This window comes from Salegentibacter holothuriorum, assembly GCF_900168045.1.
GTDB lineage: Bacteria > Bacteroidota > Bacteroidia > Flavobacteriales > Flavobacteriaceae > Salegentibacter > Salegentibacter holothuriorum.
Map to the genome: position 1 here is coordinate 540879 of NZ_FUYY01000002.1, position 26713 is coordinate 567591.

Genomic DNA, 26713 nt, shown 5'->3' on the forward strand with positions numbered 1-26713 from the left:
GTCCAAAAAAGAAAGATAGAATATAAGAATTATAAGAAGGTTGAATGCTTGAGTAATGGTTTATTAAACTTATATAAATAAAAAAATACCTTATCTTTTAGTTAATTATAAAAAAACTTACTTAAGTATACATTAGTTGTAAAAAAGTTTCTTTTTTTTGTAGGAGACAATTATGTTAGAATTTTCTAAAAAGGCGTTAAGTTTAGCCTAAAATAAATATTAATAATAATTAAGACACACGCTTATGGCTGCTAATCCCGCAACTAATCAAAACAACACCAGTAGATCTATTATCATCATTGGTGTATTATTTTTCATTTTTGGCTTTGTAACCTGGCTAAACTCGGTACTTATTCCTTTTCTAAAAACTGCCAGTCAGTTAAATAATTTCGAGTCTTATCTAGTGGCCTTTGCTTCTTATATTTCATATTTCGTGATGGCTATTCCTGCCGCCTGGGTTTTAAAAAAAATAGGTTTTAAAAACGGAATGTCACTAGGTTTAGTAGTAATGGCAGTTGGTGCTTTAGTTTTTATACCTGCAGCGATGTCAAGAACTTATACTATGTTCCTTTTTGGTTTATTTGTTCAGGGAACTGGTTTGGCTTTACTGCAATCTGCGGCTAATCCATATATCACTATTCTTGGGCCAATAGAAAGTGCGGCGAAGCGAATTAGTATTATGGGAATTTGTAATAAGGTAGCCGGTGCTTTGGCTCCAATTATTTTTGGTGCCATTTTACTTAAAAATATGGATGCCGTAGAAGCTAGATTAGAAGGTATGGGTGCCGTAGCTAAATCAGCAGAGTTAGATGAACTTGCTTCTCTTGTAATTACGCCTTATGCAATAATGGCTGTAATTCTGGTAGGCCTTGCAGTACTTATTTATTATTCTGCTTTACCGGAAATTGAAACCGATGGGGAAGATGAAACCGTTGCTGCTGCCAATAAAAATAAAACGAGTGTGCTTCAATTCCCTAATTTATTATTGGGAACCCTTGCTATGTTTTTATATGTTGGGGTTGAAGTAATTGCGGGGGATACTGTAATTAGTTACGCAAAAGATGGTCAGGGTATCGCCACCGGGGTTGCCAAATTCTTTACTACATACACGTTAATAGCTATGATTGTAGGTTATTTAATTGGTACAGTGACTATCCCTAAATACATCAGTCAACAAAAGGCATTACAAATCTCGGGTATTTTAGGAATTATTCTTGGTCTATGCGCCATTTTTACCGATGGGTATATTTCAGTACTGTTTATTTCTTTATTAGGTTTAGCAAATGCGCTGGTATTTCCGGCAATTTGGCCTTTAGCTCTTAATGGATTGGGTAGATTTACCAAAATAGGATCTTCTTTTCTAATTATGGCACTTGCAGGGGGAGCTATTTTACCACTTATTTATGGGTATTTAGCTGATACTTTTGATCCTCAATCTGCCTATTGGATTGTAATTCCAAGTTATTTGTATATCTGGTTTTTTGCCGCAAAAGGGCATAAAATAAAATAAAATAAAGATTTTATTATGAAAAGTTTTAGTATCAAGTTTAGCTTAGTGTTTTTAATGTTTTTTCAGTTGGGTTTATCCGCACAAGAACCCAATGTTGAAAAACCGGCAATCATCCCGCAGCCAGCAGAAGTTGAGTGGAAAGACGATTTTTTTACACTTCAGGAAAGAACAGTGGTTTGTTTTAATTCCGGTGCAGAAGCATCGGCTGCCTGGCTGCAGAGATTGTTGCAAAATACCTACACACAAAGTTATACTATGCGGGGAGAAAATTGTAACGGTTTTAATCTTAATATTAATCCAGAACTGGAAGAAACTTTGGGGAAAGAAGGCTATAATTTAGATATTTCTTCAAGTAATGTTAGGCTAGAAGCGGCTACAGAAGCCGGCCTTTTCTATGCTATCCAAACCTTACGCCAAATGTTTCCATCTGGAATTGAAAATGAAAAAGTTTCCGAAGAAATTAAACTTTCTCAAGTTTCTATAACAGATACTCCAAGATTTGAATGGCGTGGTTCTATGTTAGATGTGGCACGTAGCTTTTTTGGCCCAAATTATATTAAAAAGCATATAGACCGCATGGCTCTTTATAAGTTAAACAAACTTCACCTGCACTTAACCGATGACCAGGGTTGGCGTATAGAGATAAAACAAAAGCCTAAGTTAACAGAGTTAGGAAGCAAAGGTGCCGTTAAAGGTGGTAGGTCTGGATTTTTAACTCAGGAAGAGTATAAAGACATTCAGGAATACGCAGCGGCCAGGAATATTGTAATTGTACCTGAAATTGATATACCGGGACATATTTATGCTGCCTTAATGGCTTACCCCGAATTAAATTGCGATGATTTAAGCAATATTGAACCAAGGAGAGCAACACCGCCGGAACTTTTTCATGGTTACGAGGTTGGATGGAGTAAATTTTGTCTTGATAAACCAGAAATTTACGATTTTGTAGCTACGGTATTAGGCGAAATGGCGTCAATTACTACCGGAGATTACCTACATATTGGTGGAGATGAAATTGAAGATGAACGTTACAGGGAGTTTGTAATAAAAGCCGACTCTATTGTTCAAAATCTTGGAAAAACAACTATAGGTTGGGAAGAAGTAACCCAAGCTGCGGTAGACACTACTTTTATTAGCCAGCGTTGGAATGGTAAAACCAAGAGTGTTGTAAAAACCCCTATTATAGAATCTATTTGTTCGAGTTTTTATTTTGATCATGCCAATGTTCCAGGTCAGGAAATGACCAATAATTGGTGCCAGGAAAATGGAGTTTCTTTAAAAGATACTTATAATTTTAAAGTAACAAATCCCAATACTATTGGAGTAGAGGCTCCGGTTTGGACCGAGATGGTACTTTCTGACGAAGCTGCCGACGATAGATTTTGGCCAAGAAGTATTGCAATGGCAGAAGTAGGCTGGACTAAAGAAGAAAACAAGGATTATAAGAGCTTTATAGAGCGTTTGGGAGCACAAGGTCTTCGACTTGACTTTATGGACGTGAATTATTTTAGAAGCCCGGAAGTAGAGTGGAATAGTGATCCTAAAAAAGGTATTTTTTCAGAATTTATGCCTGAATCTAAGTTTTAAATTATTTTAGATAATTTTACTGAAAACATTACTCCCTGATTTAAATACAATCGGGGAGTATTTTAATTAAACTTAACAATGGAACATACCAATCCCGATACCGAAAAAACCTCTAAGTACAATAATTTAGAAAAGATGAGTACTTCGGCTTTGCTCAGTAATATCAATAAAGAGGATAAGAGCGTTTCAGAAAGTGTTGAAAAAGAGCTTCCGGCAATTGAAAAGTTAGTGGATGCCATTGCTCCAAAAATGGAAGCTGGGGGTAGATTGTTTTATATTGGAGCAGGAACAAGCGGAAGACTTGGAGTTTTAGATGCTTCAGAGTGTCCTCCAACCTTTGGAGTTTCAGACCAATTAGTAATCGGATTAATTGCTGGCGGAGATACTGCATTGAGGAATGCGGTAGAAAACGCAGAAGACGATACGAAGCAAGCCTGGAAAGATCTTCAGGAATATAAAATATCAGAAAAAGATGTATTGGTAGGCCTTGCCGCCTCGGGAACCACTCCTTATGTGATTGGTGGAATAAAAGAGGCACGTTCCAAAGGTATTATTACCGGTTGTGTTACCTGTAGTTCAGGTAGCCCATTGGCCGCAGCTTGTGAATTTCCGGTAGAGGTAGTTACAGGAGCCGAGTTTGTAACGGGAAGTACAAGGATGAAGGCCGGAACGGCTCAGAAACTTGTATTAAATATGATATCTACTTCGGTTATGATTAAGCTGGGCCGCGTAAAGGGCAATAAAATGGTAGATATGCAACTATCAAATAAAAAGTTGGTTAGCCGCGGAATTCGTATGATTATGGAAGAATTAAATGTTGATGAAGCAGAAGCTTCAAAATTATTACAAACCTACAAGAGCGTAAGAAGCGTTCTAGCTGAATATAAGCCTTAAGACCTACATAAGATCTAGATTGAATGCCTGGTAATATTTCCAAAGCAGACTCAGCAGGATATTATTTGGCAAATACTTATTTATAATAAATCCAAACCCTTGTTTTCATACTCTTGCAATTCTGGAGCGTTTGGGGCTAATTCAGTAATTAAAGTATCTACAACAAGAGTATCACAAACCTTAAAACGATTATAGGTATTTAGTTTTTTAGAAATGGTGAGCGAAACTAATTTTTTTGAAGATTTCACCATGGCTTTTTTCATTTGGGCAACCTCCCAGTCCAGTTCTGTAATACCTTTTTTAATATCCATATAACCGGTACCAAGAAAACAGATATCTGCGGTAATCTCAGATAAAAGATTAATAGCGCTTCCGCCGGCAGCAAGTTGCGACCCTCTTGATAGTTTTCCTCCAATAAGGTGTACTTCATCATTTTTTGAGACGTTGTTTAGCAGCTCTACCGCCATAGGTAGGCTGGGGGTAAAGAAGGTTAGATTCATTTTCCTGGGAACTAATTTTGCCAGTTCCAGGTTAGTAGATCCGCCGCTAATAAGAATCACATCGCCGTGATTTAAAAGCTCTATACCTTTTTTTGCAATAATAGATTTGTTTTCATATTCGTAAACCTCCCTGGTATTATCAGAATGAATATTGAATCCATTAGAAACAGCGCCTCCGTGAACTTTTTTTAGTTGTTTTAATTTATCCAACTCCATAAGATCCCTTCGCACGGTGTCCATAGATACGTTGAGGGTTCTGGTTAAATCACTTAGTAGTACCCTATTATGTAGATGTACTTCATCGAGAATAATTTGATGGCGTTCTGTTTTTTTCATATAAATATTTTGATGCTGGGTTTAGTTTAAAGTAAGGCTTTATAGTTTAATTAATTCAAATCCCATTAATATGTTAAAATCCACTGAATATGAACTACAAGGTAAGATTACTATTTTTCTATTAAAATTCCGAATTTGCGATTAAAAATAGCAAGAAATAAACTGTTACTTTATAAAAAATTGCATATAAAGCAAATTATTGCAATATTTAATTGCTATTAATGTATTTATATAATATGTTTGTTTCATAATCAATTGTTAATATAATAATATGGAAAAACGATTTCGTACATCGATCTTAATTTTGCTTTGCCTATTTTCTATCCAGGTTTGGGCGCAGGAGAGAGAAATTTCGGGTACTATAACAGATGAAAGTGGTTTACCACTGCCCGGAGTAAATGTAATAGAAAAAAATTCCAGCAATGGAACAGTAACAGATTTTGATGGGAACTTTAAGCTTACAATAACTGGGGGTGATGAAACTATTTTAGTTTTTTCTTCATTAGGTTTTGTAAGAAAGGAAATCGTTATAGGAGATAAAAATACTTTGGAGGTCTCTATGTTTACAGATACTGAAAGTTTAAATGAAGTTGTAGTGACGGCTTTTGGTATAGAAAGGCAGGAGAAGGCTTTGGGTTATGCGGTACAGGAAGTGAATTCTGAGGAAATTCTTGAAGGAAACAAAACCAATGTAGTGAGTGGTCTTCAGGGAAAAGTGTCAGGGGTTACTATTTCAAATTCAGGGGGTGCCCCTGGTTCTTCTACCGCAATTTTGATTAGAGGGGGAACTTCTATTACCGGGAATAATCAACCATTGTTTGTAGTAGATGGAATTCCAATTGACAACTCTACAAGTTCAAGTTTAACTGTTGCCAGTATAAACAGGGCGGCAGATTTAAACCCTGAAGATATTGAAAATGTTTCGGTACTTAAAGGGCCAGCAGCGGCTGCATTATACGGGATACAAGCGGCAGAAGGGGCTGTAATTATTACAACTAAGAAAGGAAAAGCTGGTGTAAGTACGATTTCTTATTCGGGAACATTCTCTGTAGATGAAGTTTTGGGAACTCCTGAGGTGCAGCAGCAATTTGGGCAAGGGACTCAAATTTTGAGTACTGATGGTTTTAGCTATGAAAAGGAATCTAATTTTAGCTGGGGTTCTGTTGTTGAAAATCAGGAGACTTATAATCATATAGAAGATTTTTACGAAACAGCTATAACTCAAAATCATAATGTTAGTTACTCAGGAGGTACAGAAAGCAGCACAATGTATCTTTCTATTGGAGACCTTTCTCAAGATGGCGTTATAGAAGGAACTAATTATGATAAAACCTCCTTTAAAATAAATACTACTTCTAAGTTAGGGGATAAGCTTACCGTTGGAGCCTCGGCAAACTATGTAGTAACCGAGGTTGGTAGTACTAAGCAAGGTAATGCTTCAGGTAGTAGCTATAGCAGCTTATTATCTTATCCTATAAACATAGATATTCAGAATTTTTATGCTGAAGATGGTTCGCAAAGAAGATTTTATGAAGATCAAACTTTTGATAATCCCTACTGGAGTATAGAAAACAGTCCTAACGATAACAAGGTGAATAGATTAATAGGAATTGTAAATCTAAGCTATGACTTTTTGAACGATTTTAATTTGTCTTATAAACTGGGAACAGATTATTTCTCAGAAACAAGCAAACGTGTTATTGGCACTGGATCCTTAATTGAAAATAGATCTGAAGGTTATATTAGCCAGTTTCAGCGTGAAAATAGAAAAACTACTTCAAACCTTATTTTAAGCTATAGTAAAGCGGTAAGTGAAGATTTTGAAATTGATGCTTTGGTAGGTAATATGGTTGAAGATTATAAAGTACATAGCGTTTATACCTATGGAGATGGTTTTCAGGCTCCTGGAATATATAGCATAGGAAACGTTTCGCAAGAAAATCAATCAATTACTGAATTGATAACTAGAAGAAGAGCAGTAGGTGTTTTTGGAGAGGTGAAGTTTGGATGGAAGGATGCGCTGTTCTTAAACTTTACAGGAAGAAATGACTGGTCTTCAACATTGCCCGAAGATAAAAGATCTTTCTTTTATCCTTCTATAGGAACATCGGCAGTAATAACCGATTTATTTGAGCAGGCCGGAAACGATATTACCAGTGATAATGGATTGTCGTTTATGAAATTTAGAGCAACCTGGGCTCAAGCCGGAAAAGATGCCCCAATAGGAGCTTTAAATAGTTTTTTAGGAACAAATATAAATCCACTTGCGAGTTCGGCTTATACTTATAATGGGGTAGATATTGGTAATCCAGCGTTAGAACCGGAGTTTACCGATAGTTACGAGGCAGGAATTGACGCTAGATTCTTTAAAAATAGATTAGGTTTAGATTTAAGTGTTTATTACAGTAAATCCAAAAATCAAATTCTTGAAGATATTAGGGTTCCACCTTCAGCGGGAACATTTTATGCTACTTTAAATGGCGGGTCTATTATAAACAAAGGAATTGAGGCTTTAGTAACCGCCAAATTATTTGAAAGGGGAAATGCTTTTCAATGGAATATGACTTATAATTTCGGACTTAATAAAAGTGATGTTATTGAATTACCTGGACAGCTAGATGAAGTTTATCTTTCAGATTCCTGGACTTTTAGTAACACTGCCGCCGGTGCAGCTATTTTGAACGGATCTTTATTTGGCCTTAGAGGTTACCAAGCTGTAAGAAACGATCAGCAGGAACTTATTATTGGAGCAGATGGTTTACCGGAATTGGAAACCGTAATCTTTGAAGATGTGAATCGTCTTCCAGACTGGACCTTAGGGTTTACCAATAACTTATCTTATAAGAACTTTAATTTCTCATTTTTACTCGATCTAGTGCAAGGTCAGGAAGCATATAATGCTACAAAATCTGCATTTATTTACTATGGTCTTGGAGAAGAAACCTTAGATAGATCTTCAGATGGAGTAAGAGTTGTAGAAGGAGTTTTAGCAAATGGCCAACCTAATACTACACAAGTTACAGATCAACAGTATTACCAGCAATATTATTCACAAAATGCAGAAAATTTTATTGAAGATGCTTCCTTTGCGAGATTACGTTATGCAACATTAAGTTATGACGTACCTACTGCATTATTAGAAAAATTAAATATGGTATCAGCTCAAATTTCTATTACAGGTAGAAATTTATTTACCATAACAGATTACTCTGGAGTAGATCCTGAAGTTAATACCTATGGTGCCGGAATTCAGGGTGCAGGGTCAATGGGTATTGATAATTTAGGAACTCCAAATACCAAAGGTTTTGATTTAGGATTAAGATTTAAATTTTAAGAAAATGAAAAAATATTATAAATACTTTCTACTACTAACCGCGGTAATAACGGTAGGTGCGTGTAGTGATGATTATTTCGATGTAAACGATTCGGTAACACAACCAACAACTACAGAGCTTTCGCCTCAGTACCGTATTGAAGGAGCTATAGAGAATACAGTAGCTACCGCTCAATATAGAGGGATGAGAGAAGTGCTAGGGGTTGTGCAGTATGGATCTCAAAATACAGCCGCCTACTACTCTGAGTCCTGGAACACTTTTCTATCAACAGGTAGTTATTTCTTATGGCAAAATGTATATGTTTATGCACTTCCAAATACAGCAGATCTTATTTATTTAGGTGAAAAGTTCAACGCTCCTCATTATACTGCCGTAGGAAAAATTTTACGCGCCTATCTATTAGGTATGGCCACAGATCAGTATGGCTCTATAGTCTTGGATGATAGCTATAATCCTGAAGAATCTATAAAATTAGAACCAGAATTTGTTTCTCAGGAAGTAATCTATGAAAGAATTTTTAAAATTCTTGATGAGGCTGTGTTAGAGTTAGACCAGGAAAGTGAATTAGGTTTAAATGATGAAGGAGGGGACATCTTATTCAATGGAGATTTAGAACAATGGAAGAAATTTGCATACTCCATTAAAGCACGATATTTAAACCATCTTACTAAGAAGAATTCTGGCGAACACGCATACAATCCCCAAATGGTTTTAGAGGCTGTTCAAAAAGGCTTTAATTCTAATGCAGATAATGCTTTTATAAGCTATGGTGGAGGAGAGGCTTCTAATGATAACCAACCATTCAGCGAAAGCGGTTATGGCTCTACAAGATTTGATTACTTTTCTGAATTTTTTGTTGAACTTTTGAAAAACCCATTAAACGAATACGCAGATGTTCAGGATCCCAGGCTACCAGTAATCGTTACAGAAGCTGTGAATGGAGGTTACCAGGGTGTTAAAACCGGTGCTGGTGTACCTGGCGGAGAAGGAGATAACTATTCTATAGGCTATGGCGGCTTTTATACTTCACCAGATTCTCCAACTTTTATGATGACTTATAGCGAGTTGAAGTTTATTGAAGCAGAGGCTAAATATAGAAGTTCTGATGAACCTGGTGCATATCAGGCTTATAAAGAAGGAGTTGAAGCCGATCTAAATAAATTGAATATTTCAGCAGAGGAGACAGCAGCATATTTAGAAACAATAGAAGAAGAGATTTCTATTACCAATTTTGGTTTATCTCAAATTTTCGTACAAAAATATATTGCAAACATGCTTAATCCAGAAACCTGGGTAGATTTTAGAAGAATGGATTACAGTTCAGATATTTATCCTGGTTTAGAAAGGCCTGAAAATGTGAATGTAACTCTTTTTCCAGGTGAGAACGATTGGTTAAGAGCAATGATGTATGAATACAATGAAGAAGATCGTAACTACGAGAATATGCCAGACAATGATCCTTATGTGAGACTAACAACTCCATTATGGTGGGATACACAGGAGTAAACCTTGATGTTTAAATAATATAAAACCCTTCAAAGTTTATTTGAAGGGTTTTATATTATTATTTTTCTTTAATTGCTCCTAAAATCTTCAAACTATGAAAAAAACAATTCTTTCCCTATTTGCTGTATTCTTGTTTTTTTACTCCTGTAAATCAACCCGGGAAATTCCAGAAACTCCTGAAGTACCGGTTAGCCCAGATACCGAGGAAATAGTTGAGGTAATCCCTGAAGAAGTTGAAACGCCTGAAGCACTACCCAAAGAGGAAGTAAAATGGGATCCCAATACCCCAAAAAATATCGAGGAATTCCGTGCAGCCTGGATTGCAACTGTTGCCAATATCAATTGGCCCAGCAAACCGGGGCTGTCTACATCAGCACAACAGCAAGAAGCGCTGGAACTTCTTGACTTTCTAGAGGCTCATAATTTTAACGCGGTTATTTTTCAGGTGCGTCCCCAGGCTGATGCCCTTTATAATAGTGAAATAGAACCCTGGTCTTATTACCTTACCGGAGAACAGGGGAAAGCTCCGGAGCCTTATTACGATCCGCTTAAATTCTGGGTAAATGCTGCTCATCAGCGCGGTTTAGAATTACATGTGTGGTTAAATCCTTATAGGGCTCATCATACAACCGGAAAAGAAATTAGTGAAAAATCCATTATTAAAACAAACCCAGAACTTGTTGTAGAACTTGAAAATGGAATGTGGTGGATGGATCCTGCCCAAAAAGGAACGCAAGATCGTTCATCAGCGGTAGTGATGGATATTGTAAAGCGGTATGATGTAGATGGTATTCATTTTGACGATTATTTTTACCCTTATGATTCTTATAATAACGGTAAAGATTTTCCCGATGATAGCAGTTGGAGATCCTACCAGGCTGCCAGTGGTGAACTTTCACGCGGGGATTGGCGTAGGGAAAGTGTAAATGTGTTCATTAAAAGAATTTATGAGGAAATTAAAGCTGAAAAACCGCACGTAAAATTTGGGCTAAGTCCGTTTGGAATTTGGCGTCCTGGCTATCCTGAATCTGTAAAAGGCTACGACCAGTACGATAAATTATATGCAGATGCCAAACTTTGGTTAAATAAAGGCTGGATAGATTATTATACTCCACAATTATATTGGAAAATCAGTCAGTTGGAGCAGAGTTTTCCTGAGTTGTTAGGTTGGTGGCAAAGTGAAAACACCAAACAGCGTCATTTATGGCCGGGAATGAATGTGGGAGGCGAAGGTGACCAAATGCATATTACTGAAGTGATCAATCAAATTATGATTACCCGGGGAATGCTTCCGCAAAGCAAAGGTGCAGTACATTGGAGTATAGGGCCTTTACTAAAAAATAAGGAACTTGCAAAAGCGATAAAGGAAGGGCCGTATAGAAAGAAAACCCTGGTTCCCCCAAGTCCCTGGTTAGATAATACCCCACCTCAAATTCCTAATGTTACCGTAAATGAAGACCTGGATAAAATTGAAATGACCTGGGGTGTTGAAAATGATGAGGATATAAAAAAATGGGTTTTGTATTTTAAATATGAAACCGGAAACTGGGATTATAAAATTTTTAATTCCGAAAAAAGAAGTCAGAGCTTACAAAAAGAAGTAGGGGTAAAGAAGGTTCAACTTGAGAAAATAGGAATAACTTCGGTAGACCGTAATGGAAATCAAAGTGAGTTTATAGAAATAAAAGTAAATTAACTCAGGGTAAGACCACGAGCCCTTAAATGAAAAAAATAGATTTCAAGCTAAGCCTTGGAGCATTAAATCTCGATTATCGAGTAAATTAATTATTTATGAGCCCTTTTCTAGTTTTTGGTGTTATAGCCGGTTATTTTTTGCTTTTAATGGCTATTAGCCATTTTACTTCAAAGCAAGCAGATAACAATACATACTTTACTGCAAACAGGCAATCGCCGTGGTTTCTTGTGGCCTATGGGATGGTGGGTGCCACTTTATCTGGGGTTACCTTTATTTCGGTGCCGGGTGAGGTAGGAAATTCAAACTGGACTTACCTACAGTTTGTAATGGGAAATATGGTGGGTTATGCGGTTATCGCGCTTGTTTTAATTCCTTTGTTTTATAAACTGAAATTGATTTCTATTTATGAATATTTAAAAGATCGGTTTGGGCAAAATTCCTATTATGCCGGTGCTTCATTTTTTCTTATCTCTCAAACAGTAGGAGCTTCTTTTAGATTGTTTTTAGCAGCTTTAGTTTTGCAAATTGCATTTTTTGATGCCTTCGGAATCCCGTTTTGGGTAACAGTAATGATCACCATTGCTTTAATTTGGCTTTATACCTTTAGAGGAGGTATAAAAACTATTGTATGGACAGACACCCTGCAAACCAGTTTTTTACTATTGGCGGTGGTAATAAGTATTTTTATGATTGTAGATCATATGGGGTTGGAATTCACCGATGTATTCGCAACTGTAGCCAATAGTGAAAAATCTACGATTTTCGATTGGGATTGGCGCTCTAACAATGCTTTTTTTAAGAGTTTTCTCGCGGGAATATTTATAACTATCGCGATGAACGGACTTGACCAAAACGTGATGCAAAAGAACCTTACCTGCAAAAATAAAGGGGAAGCACAAAAAAATATTTTCTGGTTTTCTATCGTATTTTTCTTTTCTACTATACTCTTTTTGTCTCTTGGTGTTTTACTTTACAAATACGCCCTGGATCAGGGAATCGCAATTCCAGAGAGAACAGACGATCTATACCCGTTACTGGCATTAAATCACTTTGGAATTCTCGCGGGTATTGTTTTTTTATTAGGAATTACCGCTGCCGCTTTTTCCAGTGCAGATTCGGCCTTAACCGCCCTCACTACTTCATTTTGTGTAGATATTCTAGATATTCAGAAGAAGGAAAAAAATCAGAAAAGAACAAGGATGCTGGTCCATATTGGCTTCACAATATTAATGTTTTTGGTGATTATAGTTTTTAATTCCTTAAATGATAGTAGTGTAGTAAGTACGGTTTTTAAAGTGGCCGGCTTCACTTATGGTCCTCTTTTAGGTCTATTTGCCTATGGATTGCTAAATAAAAACCCGGTTCGGGATAAATGGGTGCCACTGGTTTGTATTTTGTCGCCGGTAATTTCAGTAATTTTAGATTTCAATTCCGAAGATTGGTTTAATGGTTATGAGTTTGGTTTTGAAATTTTGTTGGTTAATGCAGCAATTACTATGTTAGGTCTTTTTACACTATATAAAGCGAAAATTGACGAGATTTCTCCAAAAAACAATTAAAAATAATGCAGCTAGAATTTCATTCATTTAACCTGGAGCTTAAAAACACTTTTACCATAAGTCACGGTTCAAGGGATTTTCAGCCTACTTTAATCGTTTCATTAAGCGATCGTGGATTTACCGGTTATGGAGAAGCTACAGCAACGTCCTATTACGGCGTTTCGATTGAAAAAATGCAGGCCGATATTCTTAAAATTGAAGGTTTAATTACTGAAAATATTCTACTGGAACCAGAAGACCTATGGGAATTAACCTATCCGCATTTAAAAGATAATCCATTTGCATTATGTGCGCTGGATATCGCGATGCACGATTTACACGGGAAAAGAAATGGGCAACCCCTATACAAATTATGGGGCTTGAATTTAGATCATATTCCGCTTACTAATTATACCATTGGGATAGATTCTGTAGAAAAAATGGCTCAGAAGATCAAAGAATTTCCCTGGCCACTTTATAAAATTAAATTGGGTACCGAAGATGATGTAGCCATTATAAAAGAACTACGTAAGCATACCAATTCAGTTTTTAGGGTAGATGCCAATGCGGCCTGGACGGTAGACCAGGCTATAGAAAATGCAAAAGCTCTAAAAGAATTAAATGTGGAATTTTTGGAACAGCCTTTAAAAACAAATGATTGGGAGGGAATGGAAAGACTCTATAAAGAATCGGTTTTACCACTTATTGCCGATGAAAGTTGTATTGAGGAAAGTGATGTAGAAAAGTGCGCGGGTTATTTTCACGGAATTAATATTAAACTCACAAAATGCGGCGGACTCACACCCGGGAAAAGAATGATTTTAAAAGGAAAATCGCTAGGTTTAAAAGTAATGGTGGGTTGTATGACAGAATCTACGGTGGGAATTTCAGCCATTGCACAATTATTGCCGCTCTTGGATTTTGTAGATATGGACGGCGGACTTTTAATTAAAAATGATATCGCTGATGGTGTAAAAGTCTATGACGAAAAAGTACATTTCCCTAAAAGAAACGGCACCGGGGTTGAATTATATGATAAATAGAAAAATCACGTCATTCTGAACTCGTTTCAGAATCTAACTCTCTGAAGAAAAAAGTAAAAATAATCACCAATGAAATTAATTACAATACCTTATTTGACCTTTCTCTTAACACTTTTCTTATTTGCTTCCTGCGAGGAGAAAAAAGAAGAAAAAGAGGAGAATCCGCTTCAAAACAAAATAGCGGAAGTAAAAGAAAACTACGCGCCAGATGGCCGGGTAGCTCTCTTTGAAGTTACGGCTGAAAAAACCGGAGAAACTTATATTCTTAAAGGAGAATCTAACAATCCTGAAGCGGTAACGTCATTAAAAGAAAAGCTAGAGTCACAAAACATCAAGTTTACCGATAGCATTCAGGTGCTGCCAGATACAAAAGCTTTAGAAGATAAAATTCGTGGCGTGGTAAAAATATCGGTAGCAAACCTTCGTGACGAGCCTAAACACTCTGCACAATTGGTAACTCAGGCCACGCTTGGAATGCCGCTTAAAGTTTATAAAAAGCAAGGAGGTTGGTATTATGTTCAAACGCCGGAGGGGTATCTAGCCTGGGTAGATTATGGTGGAATTGAAAATATGACTAAAGAAGAATTCTCGGCCTGGAAATCTCAGGAAAAACTGATTTTTACCGAACCTACCGGAAATTCTTATTCCGAAGCAAATTCAAACTCGCAAACAGTTTCAGATCTTGTGGCCGGGAACGTTTTAGAGCTTTTAAGAGAACAAAATAATTTTTACTGGGTTGCGTATCCAAATGGCAAGAAAGCTTTTGTAGAGAAAGCTTACGCCCAGCCTTATCAAGAATGGGTAGCTTCTTTAGAACAAAACAAAGAAGACCTTGTGGCAACGGCAAATAAACTGATGGGATTACCTTATTTATGGGGCGGTACTTCCTCAAAAGGCGTAGATTGTAGCGGTTATACCAAAACCATTTATTTTTTAAACGGGATGGTAATTCCGCGAGATGCTTCCCAGCAAATTCGTACCGGAGACATAGTAGATTCTGACAAGAATTTTGAAAATCTTGAAAAAGGTGACTTGCTTTTCTTTGGAAAACCGGCCACCGATTCTACTTCAGAACGCGTAATTCACGTAGGCATGTGGATTGGAGATAATAAGTTTATTCATTCCATGGGAGAGGTGCATATTAGTAATTTTGATACCGAAGCTGAAGATTTTGATGAATATAACTACAATCGTTACTTACGTTCTAAAAGGATACTTAACAAAGAAGATAAAGGCTTAATCTATCTAAAAAACACCGATCTTTTTACTACTTCTGAAGTTGAAGAAGTGAAGATGTAGGTTTTAATAAATCTTATACTATTAGAAAGGGATTCTGCGAGTGTTATTGAAGTCGTCATCCTGAGTTTGTTTCAGAGCTTGCTCCGAAATTTATTCGGAGATCTAAGATTTTATTTGCTCAAAACAAGTTAGAAGCTGAAACAAGTTCAGCTTGACGTAAAACTAAGAGGCATTGGAAATCAAAATTTAAACTTATCACGTAACCTTTATAAGTTTCTAAAACCTTTGAGATTTTTCTATTACAAATATTTCTTGTGCATTATATACAACACTTTTAAATCATACGTACCAAAAGGCTGTTCTAAATTTTTTTGTATAAAATGAAGTTTAAAGGCACTTTTAGCGGCTTCTAAATCTGAGGTATCAAAACCTATAATTTTAAGTGCGTTTTCAATATTGAAATCGGCGGGAATTACTTCTGGAAAAACCAATTTGTCTATAAATGGGATTCGGTTATTAAGCCTGGTGTTGAGGTGAATCGCCAAAGGATTCGGTTTAAAGAATTCGGCTTCAAGCTTCAATGTTTTTACTTCAGCTTCATCATACCATAAACCAAAGCCTTCTTCCGCCAATCTTTCCCAGGGGAAATTAGCGTTAGGATCTACCTTTCTCGAAGGTGCAATATCAGAATGGCCAATAAAGTTTTCAGCTGGAATATTGTACTTATCTTTAAGAACTTTAAGTATGTCTATTAGGCTGATAATTTGTAAATCGGTAAATTGTTCTTTACCATTATTATCAATTTCAATTCCAAGAGAAGAGGAATTTAAATCAGTATTATTACCCCATTTGCCAGCGCCGCCGTGCCAGGCCCTAAAGTAATCGTCAAGCATATGGTAAATTTCGCCATTTTTAGCGATCACATAATGTGAACTTACTTGAGTTCTTGGGAGTGTAAAAGTATTTAAGGTTTGCCCTACAGAATCTTGCGCAGTATGGTGTAAAACCACGTAATTTGGCTTGCGCATATTAAAATTAGTAGTTCCTACCCAGTATTCACCATAATTGAGTGCGGATTCGTTTTGGTTTTCCCGGGTAGGGAACTGCTGTAATTTTTTACTATAATTTTTTACCTGCTTTTTATAAATTCTATTGGTTTTAGTATAGGGATTAGAACCACATGAAGTAATTATAATTCCCACTAAAAGGACAATATAAAGCGGATAAAAACTTCTCATCTTTAATCAAATTTCCATCGTACAAAAGCTTCCATAGCCTCATAATTTGCTAATCCAAGAGAGTGATAGCTCTCTGCGGTCTCGCGGTTTCTTTCTTCGGCACGAACCCAAAACTCCCTTTCGTCATCACCCGGAAAAACAGGCGTGTCTTTTTGTGATTGGTGTTGATAAATAGCATTTCTCTTTCGCTCAACTTCCTGTGGAGAAAGCGGTACGGCCATTTCTATTTCATGAACGGCAAATTCCTGCCATGCTCCACGGTACATCCATAGCCAACAGTCTTTAGTCCATGATTCTGTTTCTCGAAGTCTTTTCATTGCTTCCAGGATTATTCTAAAGCAAACGATGTGTGTACCATGAGGATCGGCAAAATCACCTGCAGCAAAAACCTGGTGTGGTTTTACTTCGTTCAATAACTCCATAGTGAGTTCTACATCCTTCTCAGTAACCGGGCTTTTTACGCGTTTACCGGTTTCGTAGAACGGTAAAGCCATAAAGTGAATGTTCTTATCTTTAAGTCCGGCATAGCGAGCTCCTGCAATTGCTTCAGATTTTCTAATAAAAGCTTTTACATCTCTTATTTCATCTAGATCTATATCGTTAGGCTCTTTCTTTTCAATAAAAGCACGCATCTTTTCATAAGTTGCTTCTAGTTTCTCAGTATCCTCTCCGGTACTTCTCTTAAAATCTATTGCAAATTCAACATAACGCAGTACATCTGTATCCCAAACGGCGGTATTTCCTGAGGTTTGGTAAGCTACGTGTACATCATGTCCCTGGTCTACAAGCCTAATAAAAGTTCCACCCATAGAAATAACATCATCATCAGGATGCGGGGAGAAAATTAGCGCACGTTTCTTTTCAGGGCTTTTACGCTCTGGGCGCTGAGAATCGTCGGCATTTGGTTTACCACCAGGCCATCCGGTTATACTATGCTGTAACTGGTTAAAAACATCTATATTAATTTGGTAAGCAGGGCCTTGCTCGGTAGCAAGTTGTGCCATTCCATTGTTATTATAGTCTTCATCAGTAAGTTTTAGAATAGGTTTTTCTACTTCGGAAGAAAGCCAAATTACTGCTTTTTTAACAAGGGTTTTATCCCAGGTGCAGTCTTTTACCAACCATGGTGTATCAAACCTGGTTAATTCTGAAGCTGCGTCTTTATCTAAGATAAACTCAACATTATCTGAAAGTTGAAGATAAGTTGCCGGCACATTACCAGAAATTTCACCTTCTACAGCCTTTTTAATAATTGGAGCTTTTTTCTTGCTCCAGGCCATTAAAATGATTTCGCGAGCTTTAAAAATGGTACCAATTCCCATGGTTATTGCCTTGGTAGGTACATTTTCCTTACCTCCAAAATCACGGGATGCATCACGGCGGGTTAAATCGTCTAAAGTAACCAAACGTGTACCGGAGTTAGGTGCAGATCCAGGTTCATTAAAACCAATGTGTCCTGTTCTACCAATTCCCAATAATTGTAGGTCCAATCCACCGACAGATCCAATTTTTTCCTCGTAAGCAAGGCAATAATCAGTAATTTCGTCTTTGTTAAGTGTTCCATCAGGAATATGGATATTTTCTCTTTTTATATCTATATGATTAAAAAGGTTTTCATCCATAAATTTAACGTAGCTCTGCTTGGCATCTGGAAGCATTGGGTAATACTCATCCAGGTTAAAAGTGATCACGTTTTTAAAACTTAAGCCTTCTTCTTTATGCAGTCTAATTAGTTCTCCATAAACTTCAATCGGTGTTGCTCCGGTTGCAAGGCCCAAAACGGCATTTTCATTGTTATCCTGCTTGCGCCGAATTAGATCGGCAATTCGTTTAGCTACCTTTTTGGTGGCAATATGTTCATCTTCATAAACTTTTACCGGTAGTTTCTCAAAGCGTGTTTCTTCTAAAAGATTTAATCTTGCCATAATTTTAGCTGATTATTGAATTTATTATTTAGCTGATATGCGATTTTACCAGGCTAACCTGGTCTTTAAAAATATTTTCCATTACTGCTATGGTGCCGCCGTATAAACTTGAATGTGATCCAAGTGTAGAAAGCTCTATCCTGGTACGTTCCTTAAGCTGCATCATGCAATAGGTATTCATAGATTGTTGAATTGGTGTAGTAATAAATTTTTCTGCTTCCGCAATTTTCCCTTCCAAAATCACCAATTCGGGGTTAAATATTTGAATTAGAATTGCAATTCCCTTTCCTAGTTTAATTCCTATCTCAGATAAAACTTTGATTGCGAATTGATCTCCTTTATTTGCTGCATCTATAATGGTTTCTGGTTCCAGTTTTTCTAATTCTTCTTTTGTAAGATTGTTTAAAACCGAAGTTTGCCCGGCTTTTAAGCCTTCTTTTGTTTTTCTAACCAATGCAAGGCCAGAAGCTTCTGTTTCTAAGCAACCACGTTTCCCGCAGTGACATAACAATCCATCTTCTGTCATTGGAATATGGCCAAATTCACCGGCAAAACCAGATTCTCCAGAGTGCATTCTTCCGCCCATAATAATTCCCAGGCCAATACCCCAATCCATAGAAATTACAAGAACGTTGTTTTTGTTTTTAGCACTACCAAAGCGAAATTCGGCTAGACAAGCACTCTTGGCATCATTTAAAATGGCCACCGGTTTTTTAAATTTTTTCTCAAACTTTAATTTAAGTGACTCTGGCTCCTGTTCGCTTAAATAATAGGTGAAGTTTTTACCGGCATCGGCAGAAACCAATCCAGGCATACTTATACCTACGCCCATAATTTGGTCTTGCTTTATTTTAGCTTCTTTAAGCAGCTCCTGGCTCCACTCATATAAAAGATCTACAATATTGGATTCTGAAGAAATTTCTGTAGGCCATGATTTTTCTTCAATAATTGTATGGTTATTATCAATTATAGCTATTTTTATCCTAAAGCGCTCTATGTGAATGCTTACTACAAAAAATGAGTTTTCAACAAGACCATAAAGATCTGGTTTTCTACCACCCTCAGATTTTCCACGTCCTTTTTTTGTCACTATTCCTTCTTCAATAAGTTGATTTAAAAGAGACATTGAAGTGGGTAAGCTTACATTAAAACGTTGACAAACTTCTGCGTTTGAAGTCTCCCCATTTAAGAAGAGATGTTTAATGATCTTTAATTTTTGAAGAAATTTTTTCCGCTCTACATTATTGATTTTAGAGAGGTTTTTTTCGTCTATAAAAAAGTGATGTAGATCTGTTGGCATAGTTTGAGTTATCATAATTTAAAATAAAAGCATTAAAAATTTAAATCTAAGCTTTTAAAAAATGAAATTATTCTGGATTTAAAAGTAGATAAAAAAATTATTTTTAGAAATACTTTTTCTATTTTTTTATAAAAGATTGACTATTTAATCAAAATTTATATTTTTATATATTAAGTTTAATGTACAATTTTTAAATCTATTTTCCTATAATTAGAATTATTCTAAGTAAGAATGACTGAAACAAACAAATTATTTAAGGAATCAACAACTGTGAAAAGCCAGCGATATCTTGCGTTAGATGTGTTGCGCGGACTTACCGTAGCATTAATGATATTGGTGAATACACCTGGCAGTTGGTCGCATATCTATGCACCATTTAAGCATGCTCCCTGGGATGGCTTTACCCCAACAGACTGGGTTTTTCCTTCTTTTTTATTTGTAATTGGTAACGCAATGAGTTTTAGTTTGCGCAAATACGAAAGTATTTCTGAGGCTGTTTTTTTAAAGAAAGTATTTAAGCGTTCCGCGCTTATTTTTCTTATTGGCCTTTTCTTAAATGCATTTCCCTTTGTTTTTAGGCAGGAAGGAGAACTACTTTTTAAGAATTTAGCTAATATTCGAATTATGGGTGTTTTACAACGTATTGCCCTATGCTATTTTTTCGCGTCGCTTATTCTTCATTATTTAAAGTTGAAAAAATCTATACTCTTCGGAAGTTTTATATTGTTTGCTTATTGGGCAGTTATGTGGTTTTTTGGTGACCAACCCAATCCGCTTTCATTAGAACATAATGCTGCACTAAAGTTAGATCAACTAATATTTAACGATGCAAATCTTTATAAAGGTTATGGGTTGCCGTTTGATCCCGAGGGCTTATTAAGTACACTTCCTGCAATTGTAAATGTACTTGCAGGTTATGTGGCAGGCGTATTTATACAAAAATCTGGGAATAATATTTCTACGATAATTAGGCTTAGTGTTTATGGCTTCGTAATCCTGGTGTTGGCACAAATTTGGGATATTTGGTTCCCAATTAATAAACCTATTTGGAGTAGTTCCTATGTATTATACAGTACAGGTTGGACGCTTTTAGTTCTATCAGCATTAATTTTGATTATTGAAATCTTCGGTTATAAAAAATGGACCGTGTTTTTTGAAGCTTTTGGGAAAAATCCTTTGTTTGTTTTTGTGATGTCTGGCCTGGTAGTTATGCTTTTAAATATTATTTATGTTAACGGCCAGTCTTTAAAACCCTTGCTTTACGAAAACTTATATCTTAGCTGGCTAAACAATTATAACGCCTCACTGCTATTTGCCATTTCTTATATGTTGCTAATGTGGTTGCTAGGTTACTGGTTACATAAAAAACGTATCTATATTAAAGTATAAAATCAATTTCTGAATAATGAGAAATAAAATATCGCGCTTATTCATCTTTGCAATGGCCTTTTTAGGCTTAACACTTCAGGCGCAGGAAAGCGCTAAAAAATCGCCTGAATTTCTTCAATATACCAATAGTAAATGGGTAGATTCTATAATGCAAGAGCTTACGCCAAAAGAGCGTATTGCCCAGCTTATTATGGTTGCTGCTTATTCTAACAGGGGGAATGCGCATAAAGAAGAAATTTTAAAACAGGTTAACGAACAAAAAGTTGGCGGATTAATATTTTTCCAGGGAGATCCTGAAACGCAGTTGAAATTAATGAACGATTATCAGCTGGCTTCAGAAGTTCCTTTATTGGGTGCTATAGATGCTGAATGGGGCTTGGGAATGCGCCTGGACAATACTATAAGTTATCCCTACCAAATGGCCCTGGGAGCTATCCAGGACGTCAGTCTAATTTATGACCTGGGATGCGAAGTTGCGCGCCAAATAAAGCGTACGGGACTTCATCTTAATTTTGCGCCGGTAGTAGATGTAAATAATAACCCGAACAACCCGGTAATTAATTACCGCTCTTTTGGAGAAGATAAAGAAAACGTTTCCCGAAAAGGAATTGCTTATATGCGCGGAATGCAGGATGCTAATTTATTAACATCGGCTAAGCATTTTCCGGGTCACGGAGATACCGATACCGATTCCCATTATGCACTTCCACAAATAAACCATCCTTTTGAAAGGTTGGACTCCTTAGAAATGTATCCTTTTAAAGAATTGATAGATGCTGGAATTGGCGGCGTTATGGTAGCGCATTTAAATATTCCCTCGCTAGATTCTACCGGAGTGCCTTCTACATTATCAAAATCTATTATTACCGGTATTCTAAAAGATAGTTTAGGTTTTGAAGGCTTAATCGTGACCGATGCCATGAATATGAAAGGGGTAACTGCCGGAAACGAACCCGGTATTGTAGATAAAGATGCCATTTTAGCGGGTAACGATCTTTTGGAGTTTACTGAAGATGTTCCAAAAGCCATAGATGAAGTTAGTAAAGCAGTTAAACAAGGTTTAATTTCTCAAAAGCAGTTAGACGAACGGGTAAGAAAAATTCTGGCGGTAAAACAATGGGTTGGTTTAAATAAATTTAAAGCACAAAGCCCTAAAAATATCCTGAAAGAAATCAATACGGCTGAAGCAAAGTTTTTGAAAAGAAAACTGGTAGAAGCTTCGCTTACTGTATTAAAGAATAAAAACAGCATTTTACCTTTAAGAAAGCTGGATACTTTAAAAATAGCTTCAGTTTCTTTTGGAGCTTCCAGACAAACAGAATTTCAAAAAACGCTTAATCTTTATACCGAAGTAAAAAACTTTCAGTTAAAGACTGGTGCAAGTGCTTCGGAAATAGCGCAAATCAAAGAAAAACTTTCAGCATATAACCTGATAATTGGAGGAGTTCATGACGATAGCCGTTTTCCGCGGAATACGATGAAATTCTCTAAACCTGTAAAAGATTTTATCGCAGAACTAGCCGAAAATGAACATACCATTTTCAGTTATTTTAAAAACCCATATTCTATAAATAAACTGGATAAGATTGAAAACGCTGCCGGTTTGATCTTAACTTACCAGGATAGTAAAACTACGCAGGACCTCGCTGCGCAGCTTATTTTTGGTGGGGTAGGAGCAAATGGAAGACTTCCTGTGAGTGTTGGAGAAAAATTCAAGTCAGGAGACGGGATGGACGTTAAGGGAAAAATTAGATTTAAATATACCCTTCCGGAAGATGCCGGCATGAACTCAGAAAAACTTTTTGGTGGTGTAGATTCCTTAATGCAGGAAGCTATTAAAAAAAAAGCGACGCCGGGAGGGCAAATTTTAGTCGCTAAAGATGGGAAAATCGTCTTGCATAAAGCTTACGGTTTCCACGAATACAGCGATACAGTAAAGGTGAAAAAAACCGATTTGTATGATCTGGCTTCGGTAACAAAGATATCTTCGGCTTTGCCCGCTTTAATGAAATTGCAGGATGAAGGAAGTTTTGATCTAGAGGTGGGGATAGATGAATATTTGCCTTACTTTAAAAACTCTAACAAAGCGGGCGTTCCTTTTCGTCAAATTCTTACGCACCAGGCCAGATTTAAACCCTGGATAGCCTATTGGAAAAACACACAACGAAATAACGGCAGTTATAAATGGTTTACGTTTAAAGAAGATTCTTCAAGTAGATTTCCTATTAAAGTAAGTGAAGATTTATGGCTACATCGCAACTACCAAAAGAAAATGTTTAAGGCCATCAAGAAATCTGAGTTAGAAGAGGAGGCGAAATACAAATACTCGGGCCTGGCTTTTTATTTGTTACCTGATATAGTTGAAGAAATTTCCGGGACAGATTTTAGGGAATATATTAACGAAAATTTTTACGATAAACTTGGCACCACAACTTTAGGTTATAATCCTATGGAGCGTTTCGATAAAAGTAGCATTGTACCTACAGAACACGATTATTTATTTCGCCGTAAAGCTATTCATGGAATGGTACACGACGAAGGGGCGATTATGATGGGTGGTGTTTCGGCCAATGCCGGTCTTTTTTCAAATGCCAACGATCTTGCAAAATTAATGCAAATGTACCTGAATATGGGAGAATATGCAGGAGAGCGTTATATAAAAGAAGAAACTTTAAAAGAATGGAGTGCAGCACAATTCCCCGAAAATAACAACCATCGCGGAATAGGTTTTGATAAACCTTATTTAGAATATAAGGGTGAAAGCAGCAACACGGCAAAAGATACAAGCAAAGCCAGTTTTGGACATACGGGTTTTACAGGAATTTACGCCTGGGTAGATCCAGAAGTAGATTTACTTTACCTGTTTCTGTCTAACCGGGTTTTGCCTTCAAGAGAAAATAAAAGGCTCTATCAACTAAATACCAGGACTAATATTCAGCAGGTCTTGTATGACGCTATAGAAGAGTAAAAGATTGAGTTTGATTATTTTTGTTAAGAAATATTCTGAATTACAGAATAGATTCCTTAAACATTTTACATATTATTTATTAAAGCATATATTTGTTTGAGTTTTTCGTAAACCATTCGAAATATATGATCAGAATTTACCCCCCTCTACTAATTACCCTACTATTCCTATCTACTAATTCTTTATTTGCACAGTATAGTTTAAAAGGAAAATTGGTAACCGAAGCCAATAATCCAGTGGCATTTGCCAATGTTATTTTATTAGATTCGCAGGATTCTACTACAGTTTATAAAGGTGTAATTTCAGAAGATAATGGAGAGTTTTCTTTTGAGGAGGTTGCTTCTAATGAGTATCTCTTAAAAGTGAGTTTTGTTGGTTATGAGGAATATCTTCAGGAAATTTCATTGAATTCAGATAAAAAAATAAAAAGAATTACTTTAAAAGAGGTTGCTTCAAATTTAGATGAAGTAACTATTAAAACCCGTAAGCCAAAAATTACAAGAAGCATAGATCGCATTACTTTTGATGTGGAAAACTCTACGCTTTCCAGCGGAAGCAGCTGGGATATTTTGCGCCAAACCCCCGGCGTTATTATGAGCCAGGATCAATTGCAAGTGCGAAATTCTAATGTAACAGTTTACATTAACGATCGTAAAGTGCAGCTTACCGCAGATGAGTTACAAACCCTTTTACAAAGTTATTCCGCAGAAAATATTAAATCGGTTGAGGTAATTATCAATCCGCCGGCACGCTATGATGCCGAGGGTGGAGCTATTTTAAATATCAATACCACTTCGGCCATTTCTCCCGGTTATAAAGGTAGTATAGAAGGAGCTTACACACAGGGTATTGTTCCAAAGTACCAAATGGGAACCAGTCATTACTGGAAAGGAGATAAATTAAATGTATTTGCAAATTACACTTACAGCCCCCGAAAAGAAATAAAACGGGACAATAGCTACATTAATTTCCCTTCTGATTTTGAAGCTGACCAAAGATGGCAAACCGATTTTGAGCGTGTTACACGCTCCCAGGCGCATAATGCCAATATTATTTTGGACTATGATTTTGATGAAAAAAATAAGCTTAGCTTTTCTTCCAATCTCCTGTTTTCTCCCGATAAAACCTTTAATAATTCAGTAAGGACTGATATTGCAACACAGGCAAATACGTCTTTTTCTAATTTTTTAACCGATAGTGATGTCACTACCGATGATAGCAATATTGCATTAGACCTAAGTTATACCCATAGTTTTGAAAACGGAGGAACTATTTCTGCCGGGGCGCATTTTACCAAATTTGACCAGGAACGAGATCAAATGGTTGAAACCAATTATTTTTCCGGAAATGGCGAAATGGTAAATAGTATTGCTTTTAATACCGAAGCAATTCAGGATATCAACATTTTTACAGCCCAAATAGATTTAAGCACAAGTCTTGGGGAAACAACATTTGAAAGCGGACTTAAATTATCCAGCATAGATTCAGAAAGTGGGATCGATTTCTTTGATGCAGAGAGTTTGGAAAATTTGTATGATAATCTTTCAGATGAATTTCATTATGATGAAAAGGTTTATGCTGCTTATGCCAGCGCTTCCAGAGAATGGGAAAAGTGGAGCGCAAAGCTGGGTTTAAGAGGAGAATATACCGATCTTTTGGGAATGTCTTTTTCAACCGATAAATTGAATACTCAGGAATATTTTGAATTATTCCCTACTGCTTATTTACAATATCGTGCTTCAGATAATCATAGTTTTACACTGGATTATAGCAGAAGAATTGAGCGTCCACGTTATGAAAGTTTGAATCCATTCAGGTATTTTCTAAATGAAAACGATTTTAATGCCGGTAACCCTAATCTAAGGGCTGCAATTGGTAATAATTTTAATCTTAATTATTCCCTTATGGGTCGGTACTTTTTTGATCTATATTATCGTGATAATGGGAAGTCACCGGCTAGTCTGGCTTTCCAGGACAATCAAAATCTAACCATAAGAAGGATGCAGGCTAATTTACTGGAAAGTAAGGGTTATGGATTGGATGTTACACACGGTCGTTCCGTAACCGGTTGGTGGTATACGCAATTGTATGCTTCTCTTTTTCACGAAGAAAATACCTTTTTAGCGGTAGAAAGTAATAATGTTGAAGTTACTAATGAAATAGACGCGGTATTTGCGCAATTTTATAATGCCTTCACGCTTTCTCAAGACGGGACATTTTCAGGAAACTTAAGCTTTACCTATGTTTCAGATTTTATTGCCGGATCTTATAATTTTGATCCTTTTTCGACCTTAAGTATCGGGCTCAGGAAAGCACTTTGGAACAATCGCGCAGAATTAAGCCTGAATATCAACGATATTTTTAACAATACTAATACCAGGTTAACCTCCCAATATCTCAACCAGGATAATTCCTTTTTTGCCCGGGAAGAAATGCGTTATGTGCGGGTTGGATTTAAATATAACTTCGGAAACTTTAGACTGGAAGACAATCAACGCAGTATAGACGCCGCTGAAAGGGATAGGTTGTAAAGCCCCCTAACCCCCAAAGGGGGAACTCTGCGCACTCCTATAATTTTAATCCCTCCAGAGGGTTTAATTTCCCGGGGCTTGCCTCGAAATTTCAAAATTTTTTTTTTCAATTCATACCTCGTGGGCTTGCCCCGAGTTTTTTGATTAAAAGCGATTTAACTCTCTCCCTTTGGGA

General features: G+C 36.6%; 16 protein-coding genes. 12 read left to right on the top strand and 4 right to left on the bottom strand.

All coding sequences use genetic code 11. The features are described 5' to 3' along the window. Positions 1 to 244: 244 nt before the first annotated feature. The 3 genes from B5X51_RS06820 to murQ all read left to right on the top strand — a co-directional run bounded on the left by B5X51_RS06820 (position 245) and on the right by murQ (position 3994). Positions 245 to 1510 carry a sugar MFS transporter gene (locus B5X51_RS06820; protein ID WP_079720248.1) on the top strand — a complete coding sequence of 422 codons (1266 nt, stop codon included), beginning with the start codon at positions 245 to 247 and terminating at the stop codon, positions 1508 to 1510. 15 nt (positions 1511 to 1525) lie between these two features. Then, positions 1526 to 3100: a beta-N-acetylhexosaminidase gene (locus B5X51_RS06825; protein WP_079720250.1), complete on the top strand. Its 1575-nt coding sequence runs from the start codon at positions 1526 to 1528 to the stop codon at positions 3098 to 3100. Between the two features lie 78 nt (positions 3101 to 3178). Next, the gene (murQ, locus tag B5X51_RS06830) at positions 3179 to 3994 is read left to right on the top strand and encodes an N-acetylmuramic acid 6-phosphate etherase (protein WP_079720252.1); all 816 of its coding nucleotides are present in this window, start codon (positions 3179 to 3181) and stop codon (positions 3992 to 3994) included. Between the two features lie 80 nt (positions 3995 to 4074). Here the strand turns inward: murQ and B5X51_RS06835 are convergent, their stop codons facing one another. Continuing rightward, a complete protein-coding gene (locus tag B5X51_RS06835; RefSeq protein WP_079720253.1) occupies positions 4075 to 4830 on the bottom strand; it encodes a DeoR/GlpR family DNA-binding transcription regulator in 756 nt (251 codons plus the stop codon). Positions 4831 to 5101: 271 nt separating this feature from the next. Between B5X51_RS06835 and B5X51_RS06840 the strand changes: the two genes are divergently transcribed. The 6 genes from B5X51_RS06840 (at position 5102) to B5X51_RS06865 (ending at position 15247) form a co-directional block, all read left to right on the top strand. After that, positions 5102 to 8164, top strand: a complete 3063-nt coding sequence (locus tag B5X51_RS06840) for a SusC/RagA family TonB-linked outer membrane protein (RefSeq protein WP_079720254.1) — start codon at positions 5102 to 5104, stop codon at positions 8162 to 8164. Between the two features lie 4 nt (positions 8165 to 8168). Further along, positions 8169 to 9671, top strand: a complete 1503-nt coding sequence (locus B5X51_RS06845; protein WP_079720255.1) for a SusD/RagB family nutrient-binding outer membrane lipoprotein — start codon at positions 8169 to 8171, stop codon at positions 9669 to 9671. A 94-nt stretch (positions 9672 to 9765) separates the two neighbouring features. Next, positions 9766 to 11367, top strand: a complete 1602-nt coding sequence (locus tag B5X51_RS06850) for a glycoside hydrolase family 10-like protein (protein WP_079720257.1) — start codon at positions 9766 to 9768, stop codon at positions 11365 to 11367. 95 nt (positions 11368 to 11462) lie between these two features. Then, on the top strand, positions 11463 to 12926 hold the full coding sequence (locus B5X51_RS06855; protein ID WP_079720259.1) for a sodium:solute symporter: 1464 nt from the start codon (positions 11463 to 11465) through the stop codon (positions 12924 to 12926). A gap of 5 nt (positions 12927 to 12931) precedes the next feature. Next, the gene (locus B5X51_RS06860; RefSeq protein ID WP_079720261.1) at positions 12932 to 13948 is read left to right on the top strand and encodes a dipeptide epimerase; all 1017 of its coding nucleotides are present in this window, start codon (positions 12932 to 12934) and stop codon (positions 13946 to 13948) included. A 69-nt stretch (positions 13949 to 14017) separates the two neighbouring features. Beyond that, positions 14018 to 15247 carry a C40 family peptidase gene (locus B5X51_RS06865; RefSeq protein WP_079720263.1) on the top strand — a complete coding sequence of 410 codons (1230 nt, stop codon included), beginning with the start codon at positions 14018 to 14020 and terminating at the stop codon, positions 15245 to 15247. A 239-nt stretch (positions 15248 to 15486) separates the two neighbouring features. On the opposite strand, the gene B5X51_RS06870 is transcribed toward B5X51_RS06865, so the two are convergent. From B5X51_RS06870 to B5X51_RS06880, 3 genes are read right to left on the bottom strand one after another with little or no spacing between them, the layout of a single operon-like run. Then, entirely contained in the window at positions 15487 to 16425 is a 939-nt protein-coding gene (locus B5X51_RS06870) for an N-acetylmuramoyl-L-alanine amidase (RefSeq protein ID WP_079720265.1), read from the bottom strand. A 2-nt stretch (positions 16426 to 16427) separates the two neighbouring features. Next, positions 16428 to 18350 carry a glucosamine-6-phosphate deaminase gene (gene nagB / locus B5X51_RS06875; protein ID WP_079720266.1) on the bottom strand — a complete coding sequence of 641 codons (1923 nt, stop codon included), beginning with the start codon at positions 18348 to 18350 and terminating at the stop codon, positions 16428 to 16430. 28 nt (positions 18351 to 18378) lie between these two features. Next, a complete protein-coding gene (locus B5X51_RS06880; protein WP_245828712.1) occupies positions 18379 to 19665 on the bottom strand; it encodes an ROK family transcriptional regulator in 1287 nt (428 codons plus the stop codon). Positions 19666 to 19881: 216 nt separating this feature from the next. On the opposite strand from B5X51_RS06880, the gene B5X51_RS06885 reads away from it, so the two are divergent. From B5X51_RS06885 to B5X51_RS06895, 3 genes are all read left to right on the top strand, one after another. Beyond that, positions 19882 to 21039 (top strand): acyltransferase family protein, encoded by a 1158-nt coding sequence (locus B5X51_RS06885; RefSeq protein ID WP_079720269.1) that lies wholly within the window; start codon positions 19882 to 19884, stop codon positions 21037 to 21039. A gap of 16 nt (positions 21040 to 21055) precedes the next feature. After that, on the top strand, positions 21056 to 24007 hold the full coding sequence (locus tag B5X51_RS06890) for a serine hydrolase domain-containing protein (protein ID WP_079720271.1): 2952 nt from the start codon (positions 21056 to 21058) through the stop codon (positions 24005 to 24007). Positions 24008 to 24132: 125 nt separating this feature from the next. Next, positions 24133 to 26538, top strand: coding sequence for an outer membrane beta-barrel protein (locus B5X51_RS06895; protein ID WP_079720273.1), 2406 nt, complete (start codon positions 24133 to 24135; stop codon positions 26536 to 26538). Positions 26539 to 26713 lie beyond the last annotated feature (175 nt).

Bases quoted from the DNA above. Each gene is read 5' to 3' on its own strand.
- B5X51_RS06840 (WP_079720254.1), top strand. From the start codon at position 5,102: ATGGAAAAACGATTTCGTACATCGATCTTAATTTTGCTTTGCCTATTT.
- B5X51_RS06855 (WP_079720259.1), top strand. From the start codon at position 11,463: ATGAGCCCTTTTCTAGTTTTTGGTGTTATAGCCGGTTATTTTTTGCTT.
- B5X51_RS06845 (WP_079720255.1), top strand. From the start codon at position 8,169: ATGAAAAAATATTATAAATACTTTCTACTACTAACCGCGGTAATAACG.
- nagB (WP_079720266.1), bottom strand. From the start codon at position 18,350: ATGGCAAGATTAAATCTTTTAGAAGAAACACGCTTTGAGAAACTACCG.
- B5X51_RS06880 (WP_245828712.1), bottom strand. From the start codon at position 19,665: ATGATAACTCAAACTATGCCAACAGATCTACATCACTTTTTTATAGAC.
- B5X51_RS06850 (WP_079720257.1), top strand. From the start codon at position 9,766: ATGAAAAAAACAATTCTTTCCCTATTTGCTGTATTCTTGTTTTTTTAC.
- B5X51_RS06825 (WP_079720250.1), top strand. From the start codon at position 1,526: ATGAAAAGTTTTAGTATCAAGTTTAGCTTAGTGTTTTTAATGTTTTTT.
- B5X51_RS06885 (WP_079720269.1), top strand. From the start codon at position 19,882: ATGACTGAAACAAACAAATTATTTAAGGAATCAACAACTGTGAAAAGC.
- B5X51_RS06860 (WP_079720261.1), top strand. From the start codon at position 12,932: ATGCAGCTAGAATTTCATTCATTTAACCTGGAGCTTAAAAACACTTTT.
- B5X51_RS06890 (WP_079720271.1), top strand. From the start codon at position 21,056: ATGAGAAATAAAATATCGCGCTTATTCATCTTTGCAATGGCCTTTTTA.
- murQ (WP_079720252.1), top strand. From the start codon at position 3,179: ATGGAACATACCAATCCCGATACCGAAAAAACCTCTAAGTACAATAAT.
- B5X51_RS06895 (WP_079720273.1), top strand. From the start codon at position 24,133: ATGATCAGAATTTACCCCCCTCTACTAATTACCCTACTATTCCTATCT.
- B5X51_RS06870 (WP_079720265.1), bottom strand. From the start codon at position 16,425: ATGAGAAGTTTTTATCCGCTTTATATTGTCCTTTTAGTGGGAATTATA.
- B5X51_RS06835 (WP_079720253.1), bottom strand. From the start codon at position 4,830: ATGAAAAAAACAGAACGCCATCAAATTATTCTCGATGAAGTACATCTA.
- B5X51_RS06865 (WP_079720263.1), top strand. From the start codon at position 14,018: ATGAAATTAATTACAATACCTTATTTGACCTTTCTCTTAACACTTTTC.
- B5X51_RS06820 (WP_079720248.1), top strand. From the start codon at position 245: ATGGCTGCTAATCCCGCAACTAATCAAAACAACACCAGTAGATCTATT.